This window comes from Pseudomonas sp. Marseille-P9899 (assembly GCF_903166565.1).
In the GTDB taxonomy this organism is placed as follows: Bacteria; Pseudomonadota; Gammaproteobacteria; order Pseudomonadales; family Pseudomonadaceae; genus Aquipseudomonas; species Aquipseudomonas huaxiensis.
This window is the reverse complement of sequence record NZ_CAESCG010000001.1, coordinates 1,435,314-1,460,214: the sequence shown is the minus strand read 5'-3', so window position 1 is coordinate 1,460,214 and position 24,901 is coordinate 1,435,314. Positions and strand designations below refer to the sequence as shown.

Below are 24,901 nucleotides of genomic sequence, written 5' to 3'. Positions count from 1 at the left end.
TGGGTGTGGTTTCCGTGGCTCAGAAGCGATAGCGGGCCTGGGCGTAGACGTAGGTGCTGTCCTCGGTTTTCTCACTGAGGGGCACACCGATGTCTACGCGCAGGTCGACGCTGTCGATCGGACGGGCCAGCAGGCCGATGGCGGCGCCGGTCAGGTCCTGGTGATCGTCCTGGCCAACCAGGGTTTCCTTCAGCCAGACCTGGCCGTGGTCGATACGCGCGGTGGCCTGGTAGCGGTCGTTGTCCTTGAACAACGAGTAGCGACCTTCCAGGCTGGCGGTGAAACCGTGGTCACCCGACCAGGTCGACGGCGCGTGGCCGACCACCGAGTTGAAACCGCCGACACCCCACTGCTCGCTGGATACCAGCGAATCGAGGGAGTACTGGCCGGCGATGCGCGGGATCACCAGGAAACGCGGGGTGATCTGTTGCAGGCGAGCGATGTCGAAGGTGAATTTGGTGAACTTGTTGTCCGCCTTGGCGGCGGCGCGGCTGGACATGAACGACTCGTCGTCCATGCCGCCGAGGGCTTCGCCCAGGCCGTAGTGCATGCCGGCGGTGGCCAGGGTGCGGCCGTACAGGTCGGAGTTGTCCAGGTTCAGACTGAAGCGCAGTTTGCGGATCTTGTCTTCGGCGGTACGCACACCAAGGATGCTTTGCTCCAGGTCCTGCGATTCCAGCCAGGCTTCGGCGGTGATGATGCTGCGCGCCGAGCGCACGAAGTCTTGCGACACGCCCAGGCCCCAGCTCTGGTTGTCACCTTCGATTTCCAGCACGCGGTAGGTGTTGCCGACGTCGACGTTACCTTTCGAGAAGTAGGCGCGGGCTTTGGTGCCTTGAGCGTTGAGCGGCAGGCTGTAGTCGACGTAGCCGTACCAGAGGTCGCCGGCGCCGATCGAGGTCAGCGCCATGACATTGGCTTCGTCGCCGTGGCCGGTCAGGTTGGCGAACTTCAGGCTCGGGATCACGCGGGTTTCGCCGGTGTCCTTGCTGCCGTAGTTGTTGACTTCCAGGGCGCCCTGAACACGGGCTGCCTCGGTGACATCGACCACCAGGTCGGTGGAACCGGTTTCCACGCCTGGCTGCAAGGTCGAGCTGACCTCGATGCCGGACAGGCGGTTGAGGGGGGTCAGCGAACGCTCGACCTGTTCCAGGGTGAACGGCTTGCCGGCGACCACGCCGCCCGCAGTCAGGGCGTCAAGCACCTGCTCGTTGGAGAAACGTTTGGCACCCGTGACTTGCACGTTGCCCAGCCAGCCTTCGAGAACCACCAGCTTGAGAGCGTTCTGGTCGGCGAAGTTCTGGGCGGGCACCACCACCTTGACCAGGCGGTAGCCGGAGGCCTGGTAGTAGGCCTCGACCTTGGCGGCCAGGGCTTTCATTTCGACCAGGCTCATCGGGCGGCCGATATCGCCGGCGATCTGCGCGGAGAGCTGCTCGGTGGTGAAGGTGCGGTTACCGCTGAATTCCACGGCCTTGACCATCACCTGGGCTTGCGAAGCCTGGGATTGTGGGGCTTGGGTGGCGGATTCGTTGGCCAATGCTGCGTTGGCGGTCATCACGGCAAAACCGAGGGCGCACAGCAGCGCCTTCGCCGGTACGTGGGAATAGAGCATGGGAACCTTGCTGTCAGTGATTGGCGAGGAGGTTTTTAGAGGCAGGTCATTGGGTCGTCGGGATACATCCAGCATCTTTGTTTCTCTAAGCGATTGAGCACACTCGAGCCGGCGTCCTGACGGAGCCGAACATCCTTGGTAAACCGTTGGCATTTTTCAGGCGCAAGGGCGCCCGGGCCGAAAAAAGATCAGCCAAAAAAGTTTTACGCAGGCACAGACAAGCTGCCTCGGTTGAGGCGCATGCGCAGGCGTGTAATTAGTTTGATTCGCGGAAAAATAGAACAGCATTCAGCGGCGTGATGCCGAAGTGCTTAGTCGAGCAGATGAACTGCGTCAACACCCCATCGCGCCTGTTCTTCGCCAGGCTGCAGAATGGATGGTTTTCTATTTTTTCTTGATATCTGCTCCTCTGCTCGAAGGAGCGCTCCCCTATATCTGCTGGGCTTGAAAAGCCCCCCCGGTCTGCGTGGCGCGTTTTAAAAAACGGATTCTGTAATGGTGGAAAACCATCGTCCGTTTGATTTTATGCTCCCCCCCGCATTCCGTCGCAGCGATGACCCATAGTAGGGTCAGAGGTAGTACGACCGCATTAATAGCGCTGTTGCGATCAACGGTCAATGGCAATGTGACATCATTTTTTTTGACGCGGTTTAATTGACGTCAATAGATGTAAGTTTTGTAAGTGCACAAACGTTAAGGGGTGGGGGCGGTGCTTGCCTGATTGCCTGCAGAGCAGGGGTGGCGTGCCGTGCGTGCGATTTGTTAACGCGCTAACTATTTGTAAAGCGTCAACTTTTCTGTGGTCATGGGCTGGTTGGGGGGGATTGGGGGAGCACAAAAAGTTTGCGCGATTGTCTTTTGTTTGCAAGAAATAATCTGTAGAGGCGGAAGAGTTATTGCGGGGTTATTGTTTGGAATGGGTGGGTTAGTTGGGTTATTGTTTTTGTAAGTTGTTTTTAGTTGGCGGGATCTTGTGAGGGCTTCTTGGGGTTGTTGTTCGGTGTATTTGGTCGTAGTTAATTTTATGAGTTTTAAGTTTTATGGGGTTTATTTGTTTTTACTTTGATTGATTTGTTTCTGGTCACGAAAGGGAGTGCGATAGCCGTCGTAGTGCACTTATTTGAAATGCCTTGCCTGAGTAAGTTGCGAGAGAGTATTCCGTTAAAGTGCGTGAGAAATACCCGTCGTAGGAATGGCTATTTCAGGCTCTTAATAGTCGCGAAAAGGCGAAAGCCCCGAAAATACGGAGTGGCGTTGGGGTGTGGTAGCGGTGCGAGTGCATATCTCCGAACGGAATAAAGTACTCGTACTTCAGCGGGAAGTGAGCGGTGAGCAGCTCATGAAAAATGAAGACTAAAGGTCGTTTATCAGCCCGCGATCGCGCCCAAATGGACCTTGGAATAGTGGCCGGTCAACCGTTCAAATGAGGTGGCTGGCATCTAAATGAGTGACAAGTTATTACCGCTTATGACTACGCTGACAAGCGCCCGGATATTTCTTTTCCTGCCTGCGAGTCCATCAGAAAAAATGTGACATGGTCGACATTTTACAACTGCGTGGGATGTATACCGTATGCACCGGATTTCAACAGGAGAGTCATTACACAGGCTGACAGATAATACGTTTTGTGTGTTTCAACCTGCCGCCGAGCGACGTCTTTTTACCTGGTACATCTCGCTGTCCGCATGGCTGAGCAGCGTATCGGCATCCTCGCCGTCGGCGGGATAACAGGCCACACCGATGCTGCAGGATGGCATGTCCAGCCCGTCGAACTCGTCACCCAGCGGCTCGGCCATGATCGCGAGAATCTGCGCCACTTTCTCGGCAACCGCTTCTTCCGACGCGATATCGCTCAACAGCATGGTGAACTCGTCACCGCCCATCCGCGCCACCGTGTCCGTGTCGCGCACGCAGCGTTCCAGGCGTCGGGCAATGGCGCACAGCACGCGATCGCCCGCGGCATGGCCGTGGACATCGTTGATCAGCTTGAAGTCATTGATGTCGAGGAACAGCAACGCAACTTTGGTGTTATGCCGCCGCGCCGAGTGCAGCGCCGATTCCAGGCGGTCGTTGAACACTGAGCGATTGGTCAGTTTGGTCAGCGGGTCGTGGTGGGCAAGGAAGCGCAGCTCGTCCTCGGCCCGGGTCAGGGCCGTCACATTGCGCGCAACACCGATGCGCGCCCCCACCTCGTCGGACCAGAAGGCCGCCCACAGGATGTTCACCACGCCGCCGTCCTTGCGGATATAGCGGTTGCGGAAGTCGAAGTGGGGTTGCCCGTTCATGACCCGAATGATCGAAGCCCGCGTGGCCGGCAGGTCATCAGGGTGCATGTAGTGGGTGATCAAGGTGCCGGTCAGCTCGTCGGCACGGTAGCCCAACAGGGCTTCGCAGGCGTCGCTGACAAAAACGATCTGGTTGTCGCTGTCGACCACGAAGACCGTGTCCAGCATCAGGTGGATCAGTTTGGGGTACAGCGTTTTCAGGTCAACGGGCATGGTTCGTGGCGTCCGGTGGATACAACTTGATCATGGCCCGGCCGTGCAATCAGGCCCCGAGCGGTGTTGCAGACGTCCATGAAGTGGGGAGTGTCGCCTATCGGCTGGCCATTTGGAATGGGTCGCGTTTTGGCGGTTATGGCCTGTGATCAACGATAAACCACCACCGGACATTTGAAATACCCGGCATTGCTCGACAGAATTGCGCCCCGAACCGGCCAAGCGCGCCGGACGCTTGTGCTGAAAAAGGGGCTGTAGGTGAACAAACAGACATTGTCCAGGCGCCTGGAACGTGTGGCGGCGCAGGTGCCTGCCGGGGCGCGGCTGGCGGATATCGGCTCGGATCACGCGTACCTGCCGGTCGCCTTGATGCGCCGTGGCATCATTGTGGCGGCGGTGGCCGGCGAGGTGGCGTTGACGCCGTTCCGCGCAGCCGAGCGCACGGTTCGCGAGAACGACCTGGCGCATTGCATCACCGTGCGCCTGGCCGATGGCCTGGCGGCGATCGAGGCGGGGGACGGGATTACGGTGGTCAGCCTGTGCGGCATGGGCGGCGAGACGATTCGCGGCATCCTCGACAGCGGCAAGGCCCACCTGAGCGGCGAGGAACGCCTGGTCCTGCAGCCCAACGGCGGCGAACAGCCCCTGCGCCACTGGTTGATGGACAACGGCTACCGAATCCTCAGCGAAGAAGTCCTGCGGGAAAACCGCTTCGACTACGAAATCATCGTCGCCGAGCGCAGCGGGCCGGTGCGGTACAGCGCCGAGGAACTGTACTTCGGGCCCTTGCAGATGCAGGCGCGCAGCCCGGCGTTCCTGGCCAAGTGGCAGCGGTTGTTGCGGCTGAAGCAGCGCACCTTGGTCAACTTCGCCCAGGCCCGGCAAGCCGTGCCGGAAGACAAGGTGCGGGATCTGGCCCGGCAGGTGCAGTGGATTACTGAATTACTGAGGTGAAACCAAGGGCGGTGTATACGCTGCTCACACCGTGACCAACTGCACAAATGCCGTAAAAGCATTGCGCACTAATTGCCGTCCTTGCGTTCCAAAACGGCTACTCCACCTGCAAAGGCACCCGGTAATGAATGCAACGATGGACCGTCTCGATCAGTGGCTTGAAACCCATCTTCCCGAGCTGTACGCAGACCTGGCCCCTGGCGCGACGGATGCCGCGATTGCCGAGTTCGAGCAACAAGTGGGCCGGGCGTTTCCGGAAAGTCTGAAGGCGCTTTACCGCTGGCACGACGGCCAGCGGGTGGAGGTCAACACCGGGCCGTTCTATGGCCTGATCTTTCTGTCCCTGGCCGATGCCCGGAAACACTGGGCGTCGTGGCTTGAGATCATCGAAGAGTCGTCGGCCGAGGACCTGGCGGACCTGAGCGCCTTTTCCAAATCGGTGAAACCGGGGATGGTCAAAGCGCTTTATGCGAGCCGGTACTGGATTCCGTTTGCCTACGATTACGGCGGCAACCACCTCGGTGTGGATCTGGACCCGGGGGAGCACGGAACGGTAGGGCAGGTGATCAATTTCGGCCGGGATGAGGACGACAAATTCGTGCTGGCGGATTCTCTGGCGGCGTTTCTGGAGTGGCTGGTCGATCAGCTCGAGTCCGGCAACGTCGTGATCAGAGAGGAAGATGATGGCGGGCGCAGCCTGAACACCCGGGAGCCGGATGCGTTTCATTTCCTCGATGCCGCGAAGGTGCTGTTCGCGTCGTAGGGGGGGAGGCGAACCCACAGGCAAGACGCGGAACTTGTGGGAGCGGCCGGTTAGCCGCGATGGGCCGCAAAGCGGCCCCAAAACCATCCCGCACGAGGTGGCTGTCTATTTCCGTCCTTTCTGTCGACGCTCAGGCTCCCTGAATGTGAGATCCCAATCCGCCAGAAACAATGTGCTGGATGGACTTAGGGCCGCTTTGCGGCCCATCGCGGCTAATGGCCGCTCCTACAGGACCGCAAGGGGCAGACATTTTGCGAATGCCTTCGAGATTTCAAACCTCTAGCGAATCTTCGACGTATCGGATTCCAGCCCCCAGTCACTGCGCTTCGACGCCAACTGTGCTTCGAGAATCGAAACCCCGCGATCCCTCAACGACGCCCGTTCCTGAGTGAACGCGTCATTGAGCAGACCCAGCAGGTTACGCGACTCGGACGTCGAGGTCGGCGTGCTCACATCCGCTTCCACCGCACCATTGATAAAGGTACGAACACGCTCGTTCTGGCTAGCCTGCTGAGTCGCGCTAGCCTCGATCAGCCGGTCTTTCTTGTCGTAGGCCAGGCGAGTGCTGCTGCTCGATTGATCGTTGATCTCGTGATAGCGGTAGTTCTGCGAGGCGTTATCAGCGCTGAGCGCGAGCGCCACTTCCGGGTTGAGGCTTGCGTGGTAGGCGGCTTTCAGGCTGGCCTGCTGGTCCTGCTGTACCGAGCGGGCGGCCTCGGCAGTGCCACGAACCGTGGTCGACTGGGAAACCTTGTAGTCGAAGTAGTCAGTCTCCGACAGCCGCATCGGGTTGACCTGCTTGACTTCCTGGCTGATCGACGCGCTGAAGTCGGCCAGGCCGCTGAGGAGCACGCGGTCGTTCTTGCCCAGCACCGAGGTGCGTTCGGTGGAGGTCTTGCTGCCATCGTCGGCGCTGTTGAGCTGAACGAAGGCGTCCTTGAACAGGTTCGTCAGGTTTTCGTCACCCTTGCCCCGACGCTGCGCAGCGTCGAACTGGGTCAGGTAGTTCTGGATCGCCGCCTGGCGCTGGGCGTCGTTACCCAGCAGCGTTTTGTCGCGGGTATCGAGGTTCAACTGCACGTTGCCGGACGGGCCTTGCAGGCTCAGGGTGCGAGCGCTGTCGTCCAGGCTCAGGTTGAAGCGCTGCGCTTCGCCGCTGGCGGTTTCCAGTTGGGCGCTCATCTGCAATGAGCTGAACAGGTTCGGGTCGAGCTTGACCAGGTTGCCGAGGTCCAGACGCGGCGGCTCTTCGGTCAGGCCGTTGATGGCGCCCTGGAAACTTTCAGCCAGGGCTGCCAGGCCCTTGAGTTCATTGTCAGTGAGCTGGCCGCCCTCAACCTGGGCGCTGACCGCCAGGCCTTTCTCGTTGCTGGCCAGGGACAGGGTGATGGTGGCACCGGAGGCGCTGGTCAGGGTCAGGCTGACGGCGTTGGCCGGGTTCTCGCGCAGGCCGTTGCCTTGCAGCTTCAGCGCCTCGGCGCTGGGCTGGGTGCCTTCGGTAAAGGTGAACACCGATTGCGAAACGGATTGCCCACCGTTGGCCGCCAGTTGCTCCAACAAGGCCGCGCCGATGCCCTGGAAGCGGGCGCCGATGGAGGATGACTGGATGCTGCTGATCAGGCTGATGCTGAGTTTGTCGAGGTTGTCTTGCTCCAGCGCGTAGCGGACCTGCGACGCGCCGAGGGTGCCTCGCGAGGTGTAGAGGCGTGCGTCCTCGTTGCTGTTGGGACTTTGCCCAAGGCTGACAGTGGTGCTGGGGATGGCCGTGACCGCCTCGACCGCGTTGATGCTCTCGGTACTGACGGGTGCCGGCTGGGGCGCAATGTACACGGGGGAAATGCGCAATCCCGCGATGGTTGGGCTCATGATCGGTAGCCTTTAGTTTCCATACTGGTTCAGGCTGTATCGGCGGCGATCCCCAGAGCTTGAAGAAATTCGTCGATCTGCCGGTTGCCGCGCAGGTGCACCACCGGCACCTGCGGGCCGACGGCCAGGCGCACGCGTTCGATGCCGGGCCGGTAGCCGCGATCGAATTGCCAGATGAACTTGAGGAAAGTGAGGAATTCCCGGTCGAGCTTTTCGCTGCAGCCTTTCGGAAGGTCGGGGCGCGGACGATTCATCAGGCTGCGCAGGAGCACTCGCGGCAAGCAGGTGAGGCGCGGCGTATCGAGCCAGATGATCAGGTCGGCGCGGGGCAGACGCAGGTCGAAGGTGCGTCGGGCGTAGTTGCCTTCGCAGACCCAGCTATCGGATGCGACGGCGTTGCGCACCCGCTCGCGGAACTGCTCGGCATCGGGCTCGACCCAGCCGGGCTCCCAGAACAGTTTGTCCAGGTGCACCACCGGCAGGTCGAGGCGTTTGCCCAGGGCGCGGGCGAGGGTGGATTTGCCACTGCCGGCATTGCCGAGAATCACAATCCGTTGCATGGGAGCCGTCCTGTCACGAAAAAGGCCGGCGATTCTGCCGTTTTCTGCGGGACTGTCAACGGCGCTGAACGTTATTAGCGCATGGCCGCCAGCTTGATCCCGAACCCCACCAGGCAGGCGCCCGCCGCGCGTTCGAACAGGTTGCTGATGCGCGGGTTGGCGCGCATGCGTTCGGCCAGTTTGTGGGTCAGGACCACGGCGATCAGGCCGTAGAGGAAGGTCACCACCGCGACGGTCGCGGCGAGGAAGCCGAAGGTCACCAGGCCCTGGTGTTTCACCGGGTCGACGAACAGCGGGAAGAACGCCATGTAGAACATGATCGCCTTGGGGTTGAGCAGGGTGATCATCATGGTCTGGCGCAGGTAGTGGCCGTTGTCCATGCGGCTCTTGCGCGGCGCGCCGCCGGGTTTGCTCAGCAGCATGCGCAGGCCCAGGTACGCCAGATAGGCGGCGCCCACCCATTGCACCAGGTGGAACGCGGCCGGATACGCGGCCAGCAGCGTCGCGACGCCGGCGACCGCCAGCCACAACAGCACCTGATCGCCGAGAATCACCCCGCAGGTCGCCGCCATGCCCGCCTTGATCCCGCCCTTGCCGGTGGCTGTGATCAGCGCGAAGTTGCCGGGGCCGGGAATGGCCAGGACGATGATGAACGCGATCACGAAAGCGCCGTAGTCGGTCACGCCGAGCATGGGGGAATCTCCTGTAGCGGATGGAAAAAGCCGAGTGGGGCGTAGCCTATCATCCGCTGCAGGTATCGAGGGGGCCCAGTGTGTGTGGCACGCCACTGGCGATATACTCCGCGCCCTTCATTCACCTTCGAGGGCCGTCCATGCGCCAGGTGCTACTCATCGTCGACATCCAGTCCACCTTCAGCCCGCCCGAGTGGCTGGTCGACCGGGCGCGCTGGCTGTCGGCACGGTTGCCGGCGATCGCCTCGGTCGAACTGCATGATGAGCAGGTCACGCCATTTCAACGCCAGCTTGGCTGGCACCCGGCAGTGGAAGACGAGTGCCTGGTCGAGGTTGACCGGGTGTTCGTCAAGCATGGCTACGGCCAGACCGCCGAAACCCTCGACTACATCAAGCAGCTTGGGGTGGAGCGGGTGCTGGTCTGCGGCATGCAGACCGAAACCTGCGTGCTCGCTGCCGGCTTCGCGCTGTTCGATGCCGGCTTGAGCCCGACGCTGGTCACCGACCTGACCGTGGGTTCCTCGCTGGACCGCTCGGGACGGTTAGGGATTGACCTTTGGACGCATCATTTTCGTGAGGTCACCACGACCGAAGAGGTGATGGCGGAATTGGGTGGCTGAGGCAGCTCAGGCGATATTGATCAATGCCCCACAACCACCCCGGCCTCAGCCCGCCTTGGCCCCGGCGTAAACCCATGGGCCCGGGCCCCGCGGGCGATGGCGAAGCTCAGCCCGATCAGTACCAGCATCGCCCAGGGAAACGCCTCGACACCCCAGCGATCCAGCAACACCCCGCCCACCACGCCACTCCCGGCAATGGCGCTGTTCCACGCCACCACATTGAGTGACAACGCCACATCCGCGCCGTCGCCCGCAGCATCCGCCAGGGCGGTTTGCAGTAGTGTCGCCGCGCCGCCGAAGCTCAGGCCCCAGACCGCCACGCCGATGTAGATCACTTCCGGCACATTGCCGAGCACACCAAACACCAGCGACACCAGCGCGAAAGTCGCCAGGCTGGCCAGGGTAGTCACCCGCAGCAGCGGCTCGACCAGCCGGGCGGTCATCCAGATGCCGGCGAGCGCGGCGACGCCAAACACCAGCAACACCAGGTCCACGCGCTCCGCCAGTCCTGCCGGTGCCACGAACGGGGCGATGTAGGTGTAGAGAATGTTGTGCGCGAGCATCCAGCTGATCACCACCGCCAGCACCGGCCGTACCCCTGGCGTGGTCAGCACGGCGCGTAGCGACTGGCGCTGGTGCGCCGGCTGCGGCGGATAGTCGGGGACTTTCACCAGCACCCAGACGATCAGCGCCAGGGTCAATGCCGAAATCAGGCCGAAGGTGCTGCGCCAGCCCACCAGCCCGCCGAGCCAGGTGCCAAGCGGCACGCCCAGCGACAAGGCGATCGGCGTGCCGACCATCGCTAGCGCCAGCGCCTTGCCCTGTTGCTGCGGCGCAACCATGCGCCGGGCATAACCGGCCAGCAGGCTCCAGGCCAGGCCCGCCGAGACACCGGCGAAGAAGCGCGCCACCAGGGTCACGCCATAGTGGGACGACAGCGCGGTGATCGAGTTGAACAGCAGAAAGCCAACGATGGTCAGCAACAGCACATTGCGCCGGCGCCAGCCACGGGTGGCGATGGTCATGGGGATGACCGCCAGCACCGAACCCAGTGCGTAGGCGGTGACCATCTGCCCGGCCATCGACGGGGAAATCGCCAGGCCCTCGCTGATCAGCGGCAACAGGCCGGCGGGCAAGGTTTCGGTGACGATACAGAGGAAGCCGGGCATGGCCAGGGCGAGCAGGGCGCCGATGGGCAAGCGTTCGGGCGCTGCCGATGAGGAAAGTGAGGTGGTCACGCAGGACTCCTTGAGCAAGAAAGTTTGATTTAGATACCAATCGATACAAATGTTGGCGTCCGCGCCTGCTCGTTGTCAACGATTTATGTATCGAATAGTATCTATCTCGTTTTCCAGAGGATTTCCGACATGGCGAAAATGGGCCGACCCCGCACCTTCGATCGCGATCAGGCGGTGGAGCAGGCGCTGCACCTGTTCTGGCAGCACGGCTATGACGCCACCTCGCTCACCCAGTTGAAGGCCGGGCTCGGCGGCGGCATTTCTGCACCAAGCTTCTACGCGGCGTTCGGTTCCAAGGAGGCGTTGTTCAACGAGTGCGTGCAGCGTTACCTGACCACCTTCGCCCGGGTCACCGAATGCCTGTGGGATGAATGCCCGCCGCCACGCGAGGCCATCGAGACGGCGCTGCGCCGCTCGGCGTGCATGCAGTGCGAGGACGGTCACCCCAAGGGCTGCATGGTGGCGCTCGGCGTGATGAGTGCGCCGAGCCCGGAAAATGCGCGGGTGGCGGATGCGCTGACGCAGTCGCGGGTACGCACGCGGGCGGGGTTCGTGGCCTGTGTCGAACGAGGGATTCGCGCCGGGGAGCTGCCGGAGGGTACTGACGCGAGGGTGATGGCGGCGGTGTTCGACAGTTTTCTGCAGGGCGTTTCGATCCTCGCCCGGGACGAGGTGCCGCATGCGGTGATCGACGCGGCGATCACCCAGGTGATGACCACCTGGGACGCGGCGGCGGGTTCCGGTCAGGGCCTGCAAGGCAGGCCCCGCCCAGCCTGACTTCAGCGCCGGTCAGCCATCTCGTCCACCAGCTGCCGCTGGAATGCCGTCACGGTGGCGCTCGGCTGCTGCAACTGCACGAACTCCAGCATCGGGTCGTTGACCTCGGTCCTGATGCCCGCCAGTTCCTCGATCGTCGCCAGTCCGCAGAACGGCACATAGGCTTCCGAATACCCCCCTTCATGCACCAGCACCAGCCGCCCGTGGCACAGCCGCTCGGCGGCTTCGCGCACTTGCCGGGTCATCTCGCGGAACGAGTCGCTGTGCAGCAGCATCCGCGCCAGCGGGTCGACGGCGTTGGCGTCATAGCCGCAGGCGACGATGATCAGTTCCGGCTCGAAACGCTCCAGTGCCGGGATCACCATGCGCTGCATGGCATGCAGGTAGGCGTCATGGCCGCTGCCCGGTGGCAGCGGGATGTTGATGTTCGCTCCCAGCCCGGCGCCGCGACCGCGGTCTTCTTCGCCGCTGTAGCCGGCTGGGAAGCAGCCGTCCTGATGCAGGGAAATGGTCAGCACATCGCCGCGGTCCTCGAAGATGGACTGGGTGCCGTTGCCGTGGTGCACGTCCCAGTCGATCACCGCGACCTTGCCCAGCCCGCGCCGGGCTTTGGCCGCCTCGACGGCGATGGCGATGTTCGCCAGGAAGCAGAAGCCCATGGCGCTGTCGGCCAGGCAGTGGTGCCCCGGTGGCCGCGACAGCGAGTAAGCGTTGTTCGCTTCACCGGCCAGCACGGCGTCGACCGCGGCCATGGCCAGGCCGGCGGACAGTTGGGCGATCTCGTAGCTGCCCGGGCCAATGGGCGCATGCGGCCCGAGTTCGCCGCCACCGGCGTCGCTCATGGCTTTGAAGCGTTGCAGGTACTCGGCGCTGTGGACGCGCAAAAGATCCTCGTCGGTGGCGCTGGCGGCGCTGCGCACCTGCAACTGGCGGGTCAGGCCGGAGACGTCCAGCAGGCTTTTCAGGCGGCGCTTGGTTTCCGGTGATTCGGCATGGCCCGCAGCGGCGGGCGGCTGCACCCAGCCGCCGACCGGCAGGGTCAGGGCGTGCAGGCCGGCGCTGTGCCAGAGGCTGAGTTCATCGGAGAAAAAAGCAGTGGTTCGGCTCATGGTCTTTCCGTTCTTTCAGGGTAATGGGGCGGCTCAGGCGCTGGTGCGGCAGCCGAGAATCAGCAACAGGGAGGCGAGGGTGACAACGGCGGCGCTGATCAGCAGCGGCTGGAAACCGCCGCTGCTTTCGATCAGGCGTCCGGCGATGGCCGGGCCTATCGCCAGGCCGCCGCCGATCACCAGGTTGGAGGCGTTCATCAGTTTTCCGGAGCGGTCCAGGTCCGCCAGGCAGGCGAGGATCAGCGGCAGGATGAAGGTCCAGGTGAACTTGAAGGCCAACGCGGCCAGGGCGAGCCGGGCCAGCGGTGGCTGACCGAGCAGCAACAGCACCGAACCTGCCATCAGGCCGTAACCCAGCAGCAACAGCAGCACGCGCGGCAGGCGGTCGCCGATCAGCGAGGCGCAGCCGGCGCCGACGATGCCCATCACGGTGGCGATGGCGAGCACTTCGCCGCTCGCTTCGGCGGAGATGCCGGCGTTGGCGCTGATGGCGCCGATAAAGGTCCAGACTCCGCTCAGGCTGATGTAGAAGCTGAGGATGCCGAGAATGCCCAGCGCGACCTTCCACTTCGCCGCCCGTGGACGCTCATCGACGTTCTGCTGCGCGCCCGGCGCCCCCTGCGGGAAGAAGCGCGCCAGCGGCAGGAACAGCGTCATCAGTACGGCCAGGATCAGGTAGCAGGCCGCCAGACCGTAGTGTTCGAACAGCCGTGGCAGCACGCTAAGGCCGATGGCGCCGACCACCAGTTGGCCCATCACCCACAAGCCATAGACCCGGCTCGGATTGGCCGTGGACGCGGCGCTCGACAGGCAGATGATCATCAGCGAGCCGCCGGCCAGCGCACTGCAGAAACGCAGCGCCAGCAGGGTGCTGTAGTCCTGGGCCCAGATCGACAGCAGGTTGGCGCCGATGAACAACAGGCCGGCGAGCACCGCCGCCGTGCGCCAGTTGACCCGTTTCAGCCACCAGAACGCGGGCAGGGTGGCCAGGCTCATGGCGCCCAGTTCGGTGGAAAACAGGTCGCCGATCTGTGACGGGCTCAGTTGCCATTGCGTGGCCAGTTGCGCGGCGACGGCCGGCGCGGTCATGAGGATGGTCGGGGTGATCGCGGCAAACAGCACGATGGCCGCGAGCAGCGCCAATTGCGAGGAGGCGAACAGGTTGCCGCCGGACAGCGGCCGGGTCTGGGTAGTCATGGGCAAGCTCCGGGACAGTCGATCAGAACACATGGACCAGACGCAGCAAGGCGTCCGCACCGTGGTAGCCGTTATCGGTGGCGACGTTCTGCGAGAGGCTGAACATCAGTTGGTTCTGTTGGTCGAGCCAGTGGCCGACTTCGAAACCGACCTGGGTGTAGCGCTTGTGGGTGTCGTCGATGCGCTGGTCGTTGATCCGCAGTTCGCCGCCATCGGCATGGATCAGGCGCAGCGCGCCGTAGGTGGCGGGGGTGAAGTCGTAGGAGGCGAAGGCTTGCAGGCGGTAGAGCGGATCCTGTTTCAGCTCGGCGCCGAAATAGTCGTCGTTCTTGCCGTAGAGCTGGGCTTCGAGGTTGGCTTCCAGCACCCACTTTTCGCCGATGCCCTGGGTGTAGTTGTAAACGAAGGTGGTGCCCCAGCGGTTGGCGCCGGGCGAGACATCGGGGTTCTGCCCGTGGTACTCGCCCACCGGCAGGGTGACCAAGGTCAGCAGGCCGCTGTAGGTGCGCGAGGCCGGGTCATTGATGAAAAACAGCGTGCCGCCCACTTGCGGGTCGCCGAAACCGCTTTCACCGGTATGACCGCTGGCGCCGGGCAGGCGGGCGTCGATATCGGCGAAGGGCACGATGAACTGCGGTGTGCACAGGGTGCCGCAGAGGTCGGTGAAGAACACCTGACGATAAGCCACGGCGTTGACCTTCAGCTCGGCCTTGCCGGTGCTGTCGGCCGGGCCGTGGAAGTCATTGGCGCGGGTCGCCGGCAGGTACAGCACGCCCAGCGTGGTGCCCGAGGGCGCACCGAAAAAGTCCCGGGCGTTGAGGTCGGCGGCGCTGGCCTGAAGGCTCAACAGGCCGCCGGTGACAGCGGCGAGGGTGCGGTGAAGGTGGTTGCTCATGCTCTTTTCGTCTCTTCTTCGAGTTGTTGTGTGGCGAACGGCTCGCCGGTACCGGGCAGTGGCAAAAAAAAGGCAAAGGGATCCCGTCGCCGGTAAAACCGGCGAATCGGTCAGTGCGGGTCAGCGCTGGGGATCAGTCAGGCGGCGTGTGCAGCAGGTGGGCGATGCGGGTTTTGTCGTTGACCCCGAGCTTGCTGTAGATGGCGCGGATGTGATGGCGCACGGTGTTGGGCGACATGCCCAGGTCGCGGGCGATTTCCTTGTAGGTCTTGCCCTCGCCGAAGCCCAGGGCCACGGCGTTTTCCCGCGGGCTGAGCTGATCGAAGGCATTGCGCCCGCGCGCGGCCAGCAGAAACAGATCACCGACCGCCGAGGCTTCGACCTGCAAGCGCTTGCCGTCATAGCCGCGGGCGTCCATCGGCACCGGCAGCAAGGGGCCGGTCCAGTCCGGCCACTCGTTGAGCAGCAGGTCGACAAAGCCGCGTTCGGCGCAGTGCAAGGTGCCGCGCTGGTCGCACACGGCCAGCGCGAGGTTGCGCGAGGGCGTGAGCATTTCGCGTTTGGCGACCAGCGTGCGGATATGGTTGGCCGACACCGCCGCCACCAGGTGCAGCATGAGGTTGTCGAGGATTCGGCAGTCCTGTTCGGTGAAACGCGGCGCGCCAGGGGCGCGGTACAGGGCGAGATGGTCGCTGAGGTGGGTTTGCGGGTCGATGTAGACCACGCACAGCAGCTCGCCGATGCCGTAGGTCTCCCCGAGCCAGTTGAGCCCGGCGCCGTTGGCCGGGTCGCGCATGTCGACGATGACGGTTTGCCCCGGGCGTTCGTGGACGCGGTGGATGGTCACGTCGGTGTGGCGAATGGATTGCCAGTCCGGCAGGTAGCTGGGCGCCAGATTGTAGAGGTACGAGCTGTGCTCTTCCGGCATCCCGTCGATCAGCGCCGCGCGGCCCCACCAGGCGCTGGTGAAGGGCAGTACCTGGCTGATGCTCGCCAGGGCGGGCTGGTGGAAATGTTCGATGTCGTTGTTTTGCGCAAGGCGCTGCAGTTCAAGGGTCGTGGCGCTGAACGCCGCGAGAAGGCTGGCAAGGCTGTGTTCATGACCGCTCATGGGTTGGATACCTCTGTGCGACTTTTCTTATTGGTTTCGTCACGGGTTCAACAAGGACCGGAGCGTCGTGGCGACGTTGGCAGGGCCTGGGGGAGAGTGTCGGTGGATTGGGGCGGGATCACTATCCTACAGATGCAGGATGGAGGGGGAAGGTTGTTGGTCGGGGCGGGGATTGTTGTGGGGCGGAGGGCCTCATCGCTGCATGGGTATTCACACATCTCGTCGGCAATCGCAAACCGTCAGCCGCCTGCGATCCTGTGGGAGCGGATTCACCGGACGCCGGACCGCCGCGAAGGGCCGGCGTCCGGTGAATCCCCACATTTTGCGATGACCTGAAGCTCTGGGCTTGCCGTCGAGATATGCAGATACCGATGCAGCGATGAGGCCCTTCAGCCCATCACCAACGCTGAATCACAACACCGAAAGCGGATAACTCACAATCACCCGATGCTCATCGAACTCATTGCTGCTGAAGTCCCGGCGCAAGGTCGAGCTGCGCCATTTGATGGTCAGGTCGCGCAGGGACCCGCTCTGGAGGGTGTAGGCCAGCTCGGTTTCCCGGCCCCATTCCTTGCCGTCGCGCACCGCGCCGATGTGCACGTTGTCGCCGCTGATGTAGCGGGTCATCAGTTGCAGCCCCGGCAAGCCTTCGGCAGCGAAGTCGTGGTCGTAGCGCAGCTGCCAAGAGCGCTCGCGGGCGTTGTCGTAGCTGGAGTTGAAGCTGTCGTTGGCCAGGCTGGTGCCCGCCGTGCCGTTGACCCGCATCCAGCCGGTATCGCCGCTGACCCGTTGCAGGCCGACATAAAAGGTGTGCGCGCCGGTCCGTGCCGACAACATGAGCGAGCCGGTGCGGTTGTCCATGTCGCCGGCCAGTGAGCGACCGCTGTCCTTGCCGACGAACCAGCCGAGGTTGGCGCCCAGGGTCCAGTTGCCCACGGCCTGGCGGTAAATCAGGTTGTAGTACTGCTGGCGGTAGATGTCTTCAAGGTCCGAGTGCCAGACCCCGACCTGGGTCGCCTTGTCGTTGAACAGGTATTCCGCACCGACAATGTCCAGCTGGTCCGAGGTCGCGCCCGGCCGGCCGCCCATGAACATGTCGTCCATGCTCGCGTCGTTGCGCGGGCTGTTGCCGCGGAAACGCGCGCCGTACAGCGTCAGGTCGGTGATCTCGCGGGAGGTGATCTGCGCGCCCTGGAAGGTCTGCGGCAGCGAGCGGCCGTCGTCGGAGCGCAGCACCGGCAGCATCGGCGACCATTCGCCGACCTTCAGTTCAGTCGCGGAAACCTTGGCCTTGAGCGCCACGCCCAGGCGGCCGAAGTCATCGGCCGGGCGGCCATCGTCATGCACTGGCAGCAATTGCGTATTGGCCGTGCCGCGGCCGCCGTCCAGCTTGACCGAATACAGCCCCAGCACGTCCACGCCGAAGCCGACGGTGCCCTGGGTGAAGCCGGACTTGGCGTCGAGGATGAAGCTCTGGGTCCATTCCTCGGCCTTGCCTTGCGGGAACGCCGGGTCGACGAAGTTACGGTTGATGTAGAAGTTGCGCAGGGTGAGGCCGGCCTTGGCGTCTTCGACGAAGCCCTGGGCCTGGACGGCGCCGGTAGTCAGCAGCAGGCAGGCGCAGGCAGCCGGCACGCGGCGAGGGGTGCAAAGGATATTCATTGTTGTTGTTCCTTTTTTGCGGGCGAGTGAAACCACGCAGCCGGCCCGGGCTGCGTGGGGTAACGAGGGAAAATCAGGTCAGGCGAACAGTGCGACGATGGCCGGCACGCTGAGCACGGCGGTGTAGTAGCCCATGAACTGCACACCGATGTTGAAGCCGATAAAGCGGTAGAGGAATCCGCCCAGCAGGCCGATGGTGAGGATCACCAGCAAGCCGAGCAGGCCGCCTTCCCACAAGCCGATCACCAGGATCAGGCCGACGAAGGTGGCGATCACCGCCTCGTGGCTGATGCGCCGCGACACGAACGAGGCGGCGCGGTGGGCGAAGTTCATCGAGAACGGGTAGGCGATGAGGATGGCGATGACCACCGCAAGCATGCCGAAGGCGAGGAATTCGCCCGCGCTGAGCAGGTTGTGCAGGTTGTTCACCTGGCCGGTGGCGGTGTCCACGGTGAACCGCGGTGGTGCGTTGAACAGCGGCGCCGCAGGGCCGGCGGCCACCGGGCTCAGCGGTAGACCGAAGGCGATCAGCGGGATCAGCGCCTCGGCGATGTAGGTGGATTCGGTGACGCCGTTGCGCACGGTGATTACCGAGGTCAGGCGGTGATAGGCGTGCTTGATGCGCGCACCGACCACTTCACCGAGGATCACCGTCATCGCTACCGGGCTGAACACGAAGGTGGCGCTCGACACGGTGGCGGTGGCCAGGGTCCAGCCGGCCTGACGGCGGTCGAGGACTTTCAGCGGGTTGGGGAACCAGCCGCCCCAGCCTTTCACGTCCGGCGACAGCGAAAAAGTCCGTGGTTCGTTGCGCTTCATCCGCGCCCGTTCCGCCGGGGCGAGCATGGCGAACAGCGCCGCAATCAACGGGCCGATGGCGATGCCGAGGAAGTAGCTGACGCTGAGTTTGACCCCGTGCTGACCGGTGAGGGTCTGCAGGGCGATGATCACCAGCACGAACGGTAGCAGCGCCAGCACCGAGGCCCAGCGGCCCGCCGAGAAGTAGGCAATGGTGGTGGCGGCAGCGAGGAACACCCAGGGCGCGGCCTGTTTGATCGCGCTGCCGAACGGCGCCAGCAGCACGGCGAACAGCACCGCCAACGGCACCGCGACCAGTGCGGCGATCACCGCGCCGGAAATCATCTTGCGCAGGGCAATGTGCGGCACACCCAGGTTGCGCAGGAAATTCGCCTCGCGCATCAGCGGCGTGGCCATGGTGTCGCCAGGAATCCCCAGCAACGCCGTCGGCACCGCGTGGGTCATGTGCTTGGCCACCGCGCCGGCAAGGAAGAAGGTGAACACCCCGGCGGCGGGCACGCCCAGCAGCACTACAAGCAAGGTCAGCGGTGCCAGAGTGGTGGTTTCGTCGCTGCCGGAAATCAGGCCGATGGCGGAGAACACCACGGCGCCAATCACGCCCATCAGGGCGGCAATCAGGATCTGGTCGAACAGGGCGTCCATCAGGCGACACCTCCCTTCAGGGTCGCGCCGTGCGGGCGCGATTGGGGTTGCTGCGGCGCAGGGGTTTCGGCGTCTGCGAAGAGGCGATCCAGGCCCAGTTCACGCAACTCGGCGAGCACTTCCGGGGGCAGGTCGGACATCTGGCCGAGGCCGCCGTATTCGGCGCGCAGTTCTTCGATGACCTGCAGGCGCCACGCCGGGTCGGTGACGTGTTCCACCACATTGCGTTTGGGCTTGAACAGGCAGGCGCTGACGGCGCCGCCGACGAGCGAGCCGAGGATGCCCAGCAACATGGCGTAGGCGCGGGCCATCTGGTCGGACTCGACCCAGCCGGTCAGCAGGTGCTCAGCCAGAAAGAACGCACCCAGGCTGCACGCGGCGCCGACGGCGATGGACGCCATCAGGTGGCGGCTGTCGACGGTGTCGCCCCAGACTTCATAGAGGTTGTCGTCAGCCATGGTTGGCCTCCGGGCGGAGGCGGTGCAGGCGGCATTCAGGTTTCATTGGAATTCTCCTGCCCTTGCGGGCTTGTTGTTTTTGTTCGGGAGCAACGTCGGTTCAGGGCTGGCGAGCGCTCCTCGCAGCCAGGGCCAGGCCGACACGGGAGCGCGACGGCTGGCCCAGTTCGGCGCTGATCCGCGCGCCAACCCGGGCCACGGCATCCAGGTCGATGCCGGTTTCAAAGCCCATGCCGTGCAGCAGGTACAGCACGTCTTCGGTGGCCACGTTGCCGCTGGCGCCGGGTGAGTAGGGGCAACCGCCAAGGCCTGCCACCGAGCTGTCGAAGGTGCGCATGCCCAGGCTCAATGCCGTGTGGATATTGGCGATGGCCATGCCATAGGTGTCATGGAAATGGCCGGCCAGCGCGGTTATCGGCAGCGCCTGGGCGCAGTGTTCGATCAGTCGCGCCGTCTCGTCCGGCCGGCCCGCACCGATGGTGTCGCCCAGGCTGATTTCATGGCAGCCCATCTGGTACAGGCGGCTGGCGACCCGCACCACGGCATCCGTGGCGACCGGGCCGCTGAACGGGCAGCCGAGCACGCAGGATACATAGCCGCGCACGTGCACGCCCGCTTCACGCGCGGTGTGCAGCACCGGCGCGAAGCGTTCGAAACTCTCGTCGATGGAGCAATTGATGTTGCTGCGCGAGAACGCCTCGGAGGCGGCGGCGAACACCGCCACCTCGCGACAGCCCGCCCGCAGCGCGGCTTCCAGGCCCTGGAGGTTAGGCACCAGGGCGGAATAGGTGACGCCATCGTCGCTCGGCAACTGCCGGAACAGTTCCTCGGCGCCGGCCATTTGCGGCACCCAGCGCGGCGACACGAAGGCGCCGCCCTCGATGTGCCGCAGGCCGGTGGTCGCCAGCTCGCGGATCAGGCTCAGGCGAGCCGCCACCGACAGGTGCCGGGGCTCGTTCTGCAGACCGTCGCGGGCCGCCATTTCGACGATTTTCACCTTCTCGGACGCGGCCATGATCACTCGCCGCGCTTTTCTTTTAGCAGCTCGACGGCGCGGTCGGTGCGCACGTCATGGGCCTGCACCAGGCGTTGCGCGACCCAGTCCACTTCGTCACCGCGCGCGCCGGCCACCAGGGCGATATTGCGCGCGTGCAGCGCCATGTGGCCGCGCTGGATGCCTTCGGTCGCCAGGGCGCGCATGGCCCCGAGGTTCTGCGCCAGGCCCACGGCCACGGCAATTTCCGCCAGTTCCTGGGCGGTCTTGACGCCGAGGATGCGCAGCGACAGTTGGGCCAGCGGGTGAGTCTTGGTGGCGCCGCCGACCAGACCCACCGGCATCGGCATTTCCAGGGTGCCGACCAGATGGCCGTTGCCGTCTTTTTCCCAGGTGGTCAGCGAACCGTAATGGCCGCTGCGGCAGGCGTAGGCGTGGGCGCCGGCTTCCACGGCGCGCCAGTCGTTGCCGGTGGCGACGATCAGCGGGTCGATGCCGTTCATGATCCCTTTGTTGTGGGTGGCGGCGCGGTAGGGGTCGATGGCGGCGAAGGAGTAGGCGTCGAGGATACCTTCGATCACCTCTTCACCGCTAAACGCGGCGGATTTCAACTGCTCCGGGGTAATCCGCACCTGGGCACGGGCCAGACGCAGGTCGGCGAGGTTGGAGAGGATGCGCAGGCGTACCTTGCCGCCGGTGATCTCTTCCATCAGCGGCGCCACGGCTTCGGCCATGGTGTTGACCGTGTTGGCGCCCATTGCGTCGCGCACGTCGACGATCAGGTGGGCCACCAGCATCGGGCCGCGCGGGGTGTCGGCGAAAGTGTGCACTTCAATATCGCGGCAGCCGCCACCGAGCTTGTTCAGCACCTGATCCTTGCGGTTGGCCAGTTCGATGATTTCGTCTTTGCGGCGCAGCAGGCTAAGGCGCGCATTGAGCGGGTCCTGCACGCCGACAATCTGCACCTGGGCGCGCATCAGCGGGGCGCTGCTGGAGGTGATGAAGCCGCCGTTGGCTCGGGCCAGCTTGGCCATGTACGACGCGGCGGCGACGATCGAGGGTTCTTCCACCACCAGCGGCACCAGTACGTCGCGGCCGTTGAGCTGAAAATTGCTGGCCACGGCATAGGGCAGTTCGAATTTGCCGATGACGTTTTCAATCATGCCGTTGGCGATATCCATCGGCAGGGCGCCGGTTTCGGCGAGCAGGCGCACGTCGTCGCTGCTCAGGTTCAACAGTTTGCCGATATGGTCCAGGCGGGCTTCAGGGGACAGGTTGCGGAAATCGGGCAGGCGCGAGTCGAGGCTCATGGGGGCTCCGTTGGAGTCATTGTTGTTGGGGCGGCGGCTTGAGCGCGTCGCCGGCGTGGTGCTAAATGTGCAGCCACTGTGCCCTTGAATAAAGGTACAGTTTCACCCAACAGTACCCAGACTGTACCCAAGACAGGAGCGCGACGATGGCCCGTATCACCCTTGCCCAGCAGGTCGCCGACGCGGTGGAACAGCAGATCCGCGCCGGCGTGCTCAAGGCCGGCGAGCGTTTGCCGTCGCTGCGCGAGTACATGCGCCTGCACGGGCATTCGAAAAACACGGTGATCACTGCCTACGAAATTCTTGCCTCCAAGGGCCTGGTGGAAGCGCGCCACGGCCAGGGCTTTTTTGTCGGCGCCTTGCTCCAGACGGCGGAAGTGGATGAAACCCCGCCCTACACCCGGGCCATGGACACCATCTGGATGATGCGCCAGCAGTTCGTCCGCGAGCCTGGCCTGGCACCGCTGGGCGAAGGCTTTGCGCCGGTGTCGTGGCTGCAGGACATGCGCCTCGACAAATTCACCCGGCAAGTGATGCGCAGCGGCGCCGGCAACCTGTTCCGCTACGGCAACCGCCTGGGCAACCCGGCGCTGCGCCAGAGCCTGGTGCGCAAGCTGGCCAGCTACGCGATCAGTGCCACGCCGCGGCAGATCGTCACCACCCATGGCGCCAACCACGCGCTGGATTTGATCATCCGCCGCTTCGTCGTCCCCGGTGACGCGGTGCTGGTGGAAAACCCCGGTTACTACCCACTGTTCGGCAAGCTGCAATTGCAGGGTGCGCGCCTGCTCAGCGTGCCGCGCCTGGCTGACGGCCCGGACATGGTCGCCCTCGAAGCGCTTTTGCGCAGCGAGCGGCCCAGGCTGTTCTTCATCCAGTCCATCAGCCACAACCCCACCGGCTCCGATATCTCACCGGCCAAGGCCCACCAGTTGCTGCAACTGGCCGAGCGCCACGACCTGATCCTGGTGGAAGACGACGCCCTGGCCGACTTCAAGCCCAGCTCCGCGCTCAAGGTCGCGGCGCTCGATCAACTGCGCCGCTCGCTGTATATCGGCAGCTTCTCCAAATCGGTGTCGGCGGCGCTGCGGGTCGGCTACATCGCCGGCAGCAAGGACATGATCGATGAGCTGGCCGACCTGAAAATGATGCTGCACACCAGTTGCTCCGAACTCTGCGAGCGCACCGTGGACGTGATTCTCGGCGAGGGGCATTTCCTGCGGCACCTGATGCGCCTGCAGGACCGGGCCCGCGAAGCGACGTTCCGTGGCCTGGAGGTGCTCGATGAGCTGGGCGCCGAGGTGTTCTGCCGGCCCGAGCAGAGCTTGTATCTGTGGGCGCGTTTTCCGGGGATCGACGACACGGCGTCGTTCACCCGCGAGGTGCAAGGCAAGGGCGTGATGCTCGCGCCGGGGGCGATCTTCCAGACCAACCAGAAAGGCGTGACGCCGTGGACGCGGTTGAATGTGGCGTATCTGCAAGATCCGGTGTTTGCCGACTGCATTCGCCGTGGGATCGACGCCGCCAGGAATTAAGGGAGTTGCGCCGCGCTTGGGCGAATCGCTAAGATTGCGAATCGTTATCATCTACTCAGGCATTCTGTCCCATGGGCACCCACAACTCATTCGAGCAGGATGTCGAAGTCCTTTATCTGCAGCATCACAGTTGGCTCAAAGGCTGGTTGCAGCGGCGCCTCGGCGAGGCGGCGGATGCCGATGACCTGGCTCACGACACCTTCGTGCGCATCATCCGCGCCCGCAGCCCGGTCAATGAGCTCAAGCAGCCCCTGGCGTACCTCGCCACCATCGCCAACAGCCTGCTGATCAACCGCTGGCGCCGCCTCGCGGTGGAGCGGGCCTACGCCGAGGCCCTGGCCGCGCAGCCGGAGCACGTCGAGCTGTCTGCCGAGGCGCGTTACCTGCTGATCGAAACCCTGACCGAAATCGACGCGCTGCTTCACGGGCTGTCGCCGCGGGTGCGGGAGATCTTCTTGCTCTCGCAGCTCGATGGCCTGACCTACAAACAGATCGCCGTCCAGTTGGGCTTGAGCGTCAATCAGGTGCAGAAGGCCATGCTCAAGGCCTTCAGCCGCTGCTACGCCAGCCTGTTCGAGTGATCGCCATGTCCTCCGCCAAACACGCCGAACCCCCGATCAGCGCCCGCGTCCGCGACCAGGCGCTGGCCTGGCTGAGCCTGACGCAGTCCGGCGAGATCAGCGAGGCCGAGTTGCAGCAATTGCAGCGCTGGCGCCAGAGCGACAGCGAGCACGAGCGCGCCTGGCAACGCATGGCCCGGCTGCCGGGAATGCTGCACAACCACGCGCAGGTGCTGGACAACCCGGTGGCCCGCAGCGCCTTGCAGCACACCCGTTACGTCAGCGGCGACCGCCGCCAGGTGTTGAAACTGCTGTTCGGCGTCGGCGTGCTCGGCGCCGCGGCCTGGCACGGCAAGGACAGTCATTGGGTCCAGAGTGAACTGGCCGACCTCAGCACCGCCACCGGTGAACGCCTGTACCAGACCCTGGCGGACGGCACCCAGGTGTGGCTAAACACCGGCAGCGCGGTGGACATCCGCTTCAGTGCCAATGAGCGGCTGATCGTGCTGCGCTTTGGCGAAGTGGACATCCTCACCGGCAACGATCCTGCGCACCGGCCACTTCGGGTGCAGACCCACGACGCGCTGTTGCAGCCGCTGGGCACGCGTTTCTGCGTGCGCTGCGACGAGGCCGGCAGCGGCACGCGGCTGTCGGTGAGCAGCGGGCGGGTGGCGGTGTCGGTGCCGGGCCGCCCGGCACAGCAGGTGGTCGAGGCGGGGACCCAGGCGTTTATCGACGCCCGGGGCGTGTCACGGGTGCGCCCGGCGAATCCCGGCAGCACCGCGTGGATCGACGGCTTCATCGTTGCCGAGCGCATGCGCCTGGGGGATTTCGTCGCGCAACTGGCGCGTTATCGCCGCGGCATTTTGCGCTGCGACCCGGCGGTGGCCGACCTGCAACTGACTGGCTCCTACCCGCTGGACGACCCCGAACGGATCTTCTCGCTGCTCCAGGACAGCCTGCCGGTGAGCGTCCAGCGCCGTACCCGCTACTGGGTCACGGTGACGCCGCGCCGGGTCGGATAAT

Annotated in this window: 22 protein-coding genes; 7 read left to right on the top strand and 15 right to left on the bottom strand. The window is 64.1% G+C overall.

The window, feature by feature from the left end:
* Positions 1 to 19: 19 nt before the first annotated feature.
* Together HWV67_RS06485 and HWV67_RS06480 are read right to left on the bottom strand one after the other, a co-directional pair.
* On the bottom strand, positions 20 to 1,615 hold the full coding sequence (locus HWV67_RS06485) for a ShlB/FhaC/HecB family hemolysin secretion/activation protein (RefSeq protein WP_175650441.1): 1,596 nt from the start codon (positions 1,613 to 1,615) through the stop codon (positions 20 to 22).
* Between the two features lie 1,634 nt (positions 1,616 to 3,249).
* Positions 3,250 to 4,113, bottom strand: a complete 864-nt coding sequence (locus tag HWV67_RS06480) for a GGDEF domain-containing protein (RefSeq protein ID WP_175650440.1) — start codon at positions 4,111 to 4,113, stop codon at positions 3,250 to 3,252.
* A 258-nt stretch (positions 4,114 to 4,371) separates the two neighbouring features.
* On the opposite strand from HWV67_RS06480, the gene HWV67_RS06475 reads away from it, so the two are divergent.
* Positions 4,372 to 5,067, top strand: coding sequence for a tRNA (adenine(22)-N(1))-methyltransferase (locus tag HWV67_RS06475; RefSeq protein WP_175650439.1), 696 nt, complete (start codon positions 4,372 to 4,374; stop codon positions 5,065 to 5,067).
* Positions 5,068 to 5,203: 136 nt separating this feature from the next.
* A complete protein-coding gene (locus tag HWV67_RS06470; RefSeq protein ID WP_256680027.1) occupies positions 5,204 to 5,830 on the top strand; it encodes an SMI1/KNR4 family protein in 627 nt (208 codons plus the stop codon).
* 279 nt (positions 5,831 to 6,109) lie between these two features.
* Here the strand turns inward: HWV67_RS06470 and HWV67_RS06465 are convergent, their stop codons facing one another.
* The 3 genes from HWV67_RS06465 to HWV67_RS06455 all read right to left on the bottom strand — a co-directional run bounded on the left by HWV67_RS06465 (position 6,110) and on the right by HWV67_RS06455 (position 8,948).
* Positions 6,110 to 7,696, bottom strand: coding sequence for a hypothetical protein (locus HWV67_RS06465; protein ID WP_175650437.1), 1,587 nt, complete (start codon positions 7,694 to 7,696; stop codon positions 6,110 to 6,112).
* Between the two features lie 29 nt (positions 7,697 to 7,725).
* Positions 7,726 to 8,256: an AAA family ATPase gene (locus HWV67_RS06460; RefSeq protein ID WP_175650436.1), complete on the bottom strand. Its 531-nt coding sequence runs from the start codon at positions 8,254 to 8,256 to the stop codon at positions 7,726 to 7,728.
* Between the two features lie 74 nt (positions 8,257 to 8,330).
* Complete coding sequence (locus tag HWV67_RS06455; protein WP_175650435.1) at positions 8,331 to 8,948, bottom strand: LysE family transporter; 618 nt, start codon at positions 8,946 to 8,948, stop codon at positions 8,331 to 8,333.
* A gap of 140 nt (positions 8,949 to 9,088) precedes the next feature.
* Here HWV67_RS06455 and HWV67_RS06450 point away from each other — a divergent pair, with 140 nt between their 5' ends.
* Positions 9,089 to 9,568, top strand: coding sequence for an isochorismatase family protein (locus HWV67_RS06450; protein WP_175650434.1), 480 nt, complete (start codon positions 9,089 to 9,091; stop codon positions 9,566 to 9,568).
* A gap of 20 nt (positions 9,569 to 9,588) precedes the next feature.
* Here HWV67_RS06450 and HWV67_RS06445 read toward each other — a convergent pair whose 3' ends face one another.
* The gene (locus HWV67_RS06445; protein ID WP_175650433.1) at positions 9,589 to 10,806 is read right to left on the bottom strand and encodes an MFS transporter; all 1,218 of its coding nucleotides are present in this window, start codon (positions 10,804 to 10,806) and stop codon (positions 9,589 to 9,591) included.
* A gap of 129 nt (positions 10,807 to 10,935) precedes the next feature.
* On the opposite strand from HWV67_RS06445, the gene HWV67_RS06440 reads away from it, so the two are divergent.
* The gene (locus tag HWV67_RS06440; RefSeq protein ID WP_175650432.1) at positions 10,936 to 11,583 is read left to right on the top strand and encodes a TetR/AcrR family transcriptional regulator; all 648 of its coding nucleotides are present in this window, start codon (positions 10,936 to 10,938) and stop codon (positions 11,581 to 11,583) included.
* Positions 11,584 to 11,585: 2 nt separating this feature from the next.
* Here HWV67_RS06440 and HWV67_RS06435 read toward each other — a convergent pair whose 3' ends face one another.
* The 9 genes from HWV67_RS06435 to HWV67_RS06395 all read right to left on the bottom strand — a co-directional run bounded on the left by HWV67_RS06435 (position 11,586) and on the right by HWV67_RS06395 (position 21,780).
* Positions 11,586 to 12,692 carry a class II histone deacetylase gene (locus HWV67_RS06435; protein ID WP_175650431.1) on the bottom strand — a complete coding sequence of 369 codons (1,107 nt, stop codon included), beginning with the start codon at positions 12,690 to 12,692 and terminating at the stop codon, positions 11,586 to 11,588.
* Between the two features lie 33 nt (positions 12,693 to 12,725).
* Positions 12,726 to 13,889, bottom strand: a complete 1,164-nt coding sequence (locus HWV67_RS06430; RefSeq protein ID WP_175650430.1) for an MFS transporter — start codon at positions 13,887 to 13,889, stop codon at positions 12,726 to 12,728.
* 22 nt (positions 13,890 to 13,911) lie between these two features.
* Positions 13,912 to 14,784, bottom strand: a complete 873-nt coding sequence (locus tag HWV67_RS06425; protein WP_175650429.1) for a transporter — start codon at positions 14,782 to 14,784, stop codon at positions 13,912 to 13,914.
* 133 nt (positions 14,785 to 14,917) lie between these two features.
* Positions 14,918 to 15,895, bottom strand: coding sequence for a helix-turn-helix transcriptional regulator (locus tag HWV67_RS06420; RefSeq protein WP_110973444.1), 978 nt, complete (start codon positions 15,893 to 15,895; stop codon positions 14,918 to 14,920).
* A 411-nt stretch (positions 15,896 to 16,306) separates the two neighbouring features.
* On the bottom strand, positions 16,307 to 17,557 hold the full coding sequence (locus tag HWV67_RS06415) for an OprD family porin (protein ID WP_175650428.1): 1,251 nt from the start codon (positions 17,555 to 17,557) through the stop codon (positions 16,307 to 16,309).
* Positions 17,558 to 17,635: 78 nt separating this feature from the next.
* Positions 17,636 to 19,018: a tripartite tricarboxylate transporter permease gene (locus tag HWV67_RS06410; RefSeq protein ID WP_175650427.1), complete on the bottom strand. Its 1,383-nt coding sequence runs from the start codon at positions 19,016 to 19,018 to the stop codon at positions 17,636 to 17,638.
* Positions 19,018 to 19,476, bottom strand: a complete 459-nt coding sequence (locus HWV67_RS06405; RefSeq protein ID WP_175650426.1) for a hypothetical protein — start codon at positions 19,474 to 19,476, stop codon at positions 19,018 to 19,020. The genes HWV67_RS06410 and HWV67_RS06405 overlap by 1 nt, the downstream gene beginning before the upstream one ends.
* A 100-nt stretch (positions 19,477 to 19,576) precedes the next feature.
* Complete coding sequence (locus HWV67_RS06400) at positions 19,577 to 20,491, bottom strand: hydroxymethylglutaryl-CoA lyase (RefSeq protein ID WP_175650425.1); 915 nt, start codon at positions 20,489 to 20,491, stop codon at positions 19,577 to 19,579.
* Between the two features lie 2 nt (positions 20,492 to 20,493).
* The gene (locus tag HWV67_RS06395; protein WP_110973255.1) at positions 20,494 to 21,780 is read right to left on the bottom strand and encodes a hydroxymethylglutaryl-CoA reductase, degradative; all 1,287 of its coding nucleotides are present in this window, start codon (positions 21,778 to 21,780) and stop codon (positions 20,494 to 20,496) included.
* Positions 21,781 to 21,926: 146 nt separating this feature from the next.
* Between HWV67_RS06395 and HWV67_RS06390 the strand changes: the two genes are divergently transcribed.
* From HWV67_RS06390 to HWV67_RS06380, 3 genes are all read left to right on the top strand, one after another.
* Positions 21,927 to 23,315: an aminotransferase-like domain-containing protein gene (locus tag HWV67_RS06390; protein WP_175650424.1), complete on the top strand. Its 1,389-nt coding sequence runs from the start codon at positions 21,927 to 21,929 to the stop codon at positions 23,313 to 23,315.
* Positions 23,316 to 23,386: 71 nt separating this feature from the next.
* Positions 23,387 to 23,896: a sigma-70 family RNA polymerase sigma factor gene (locus HWV67_RS06385; RefSeq protein ID WP_095156726.1), complete on the top strand. Its 510-nt coding sequence runs from the start codon at positions 23,387 to 23,389 to the stop codon at positions 23,894 to 23,896.
* Between the two features lie 5 nt (positions 23,897 to 23,901).
* Positions 23,902 to 24,900, top strand: coding sequence for a FecR domain-containing protein (locus tag HWV67_RS06380; RefSeq protein WP_175650423.1), 999 nt, complete (start codon positions 23,902 to 23,904; stop codon positions 24,898 to 24,900).
* The last annotated feature ends 1 nt before the right edge of the window (position 24,901 follow it).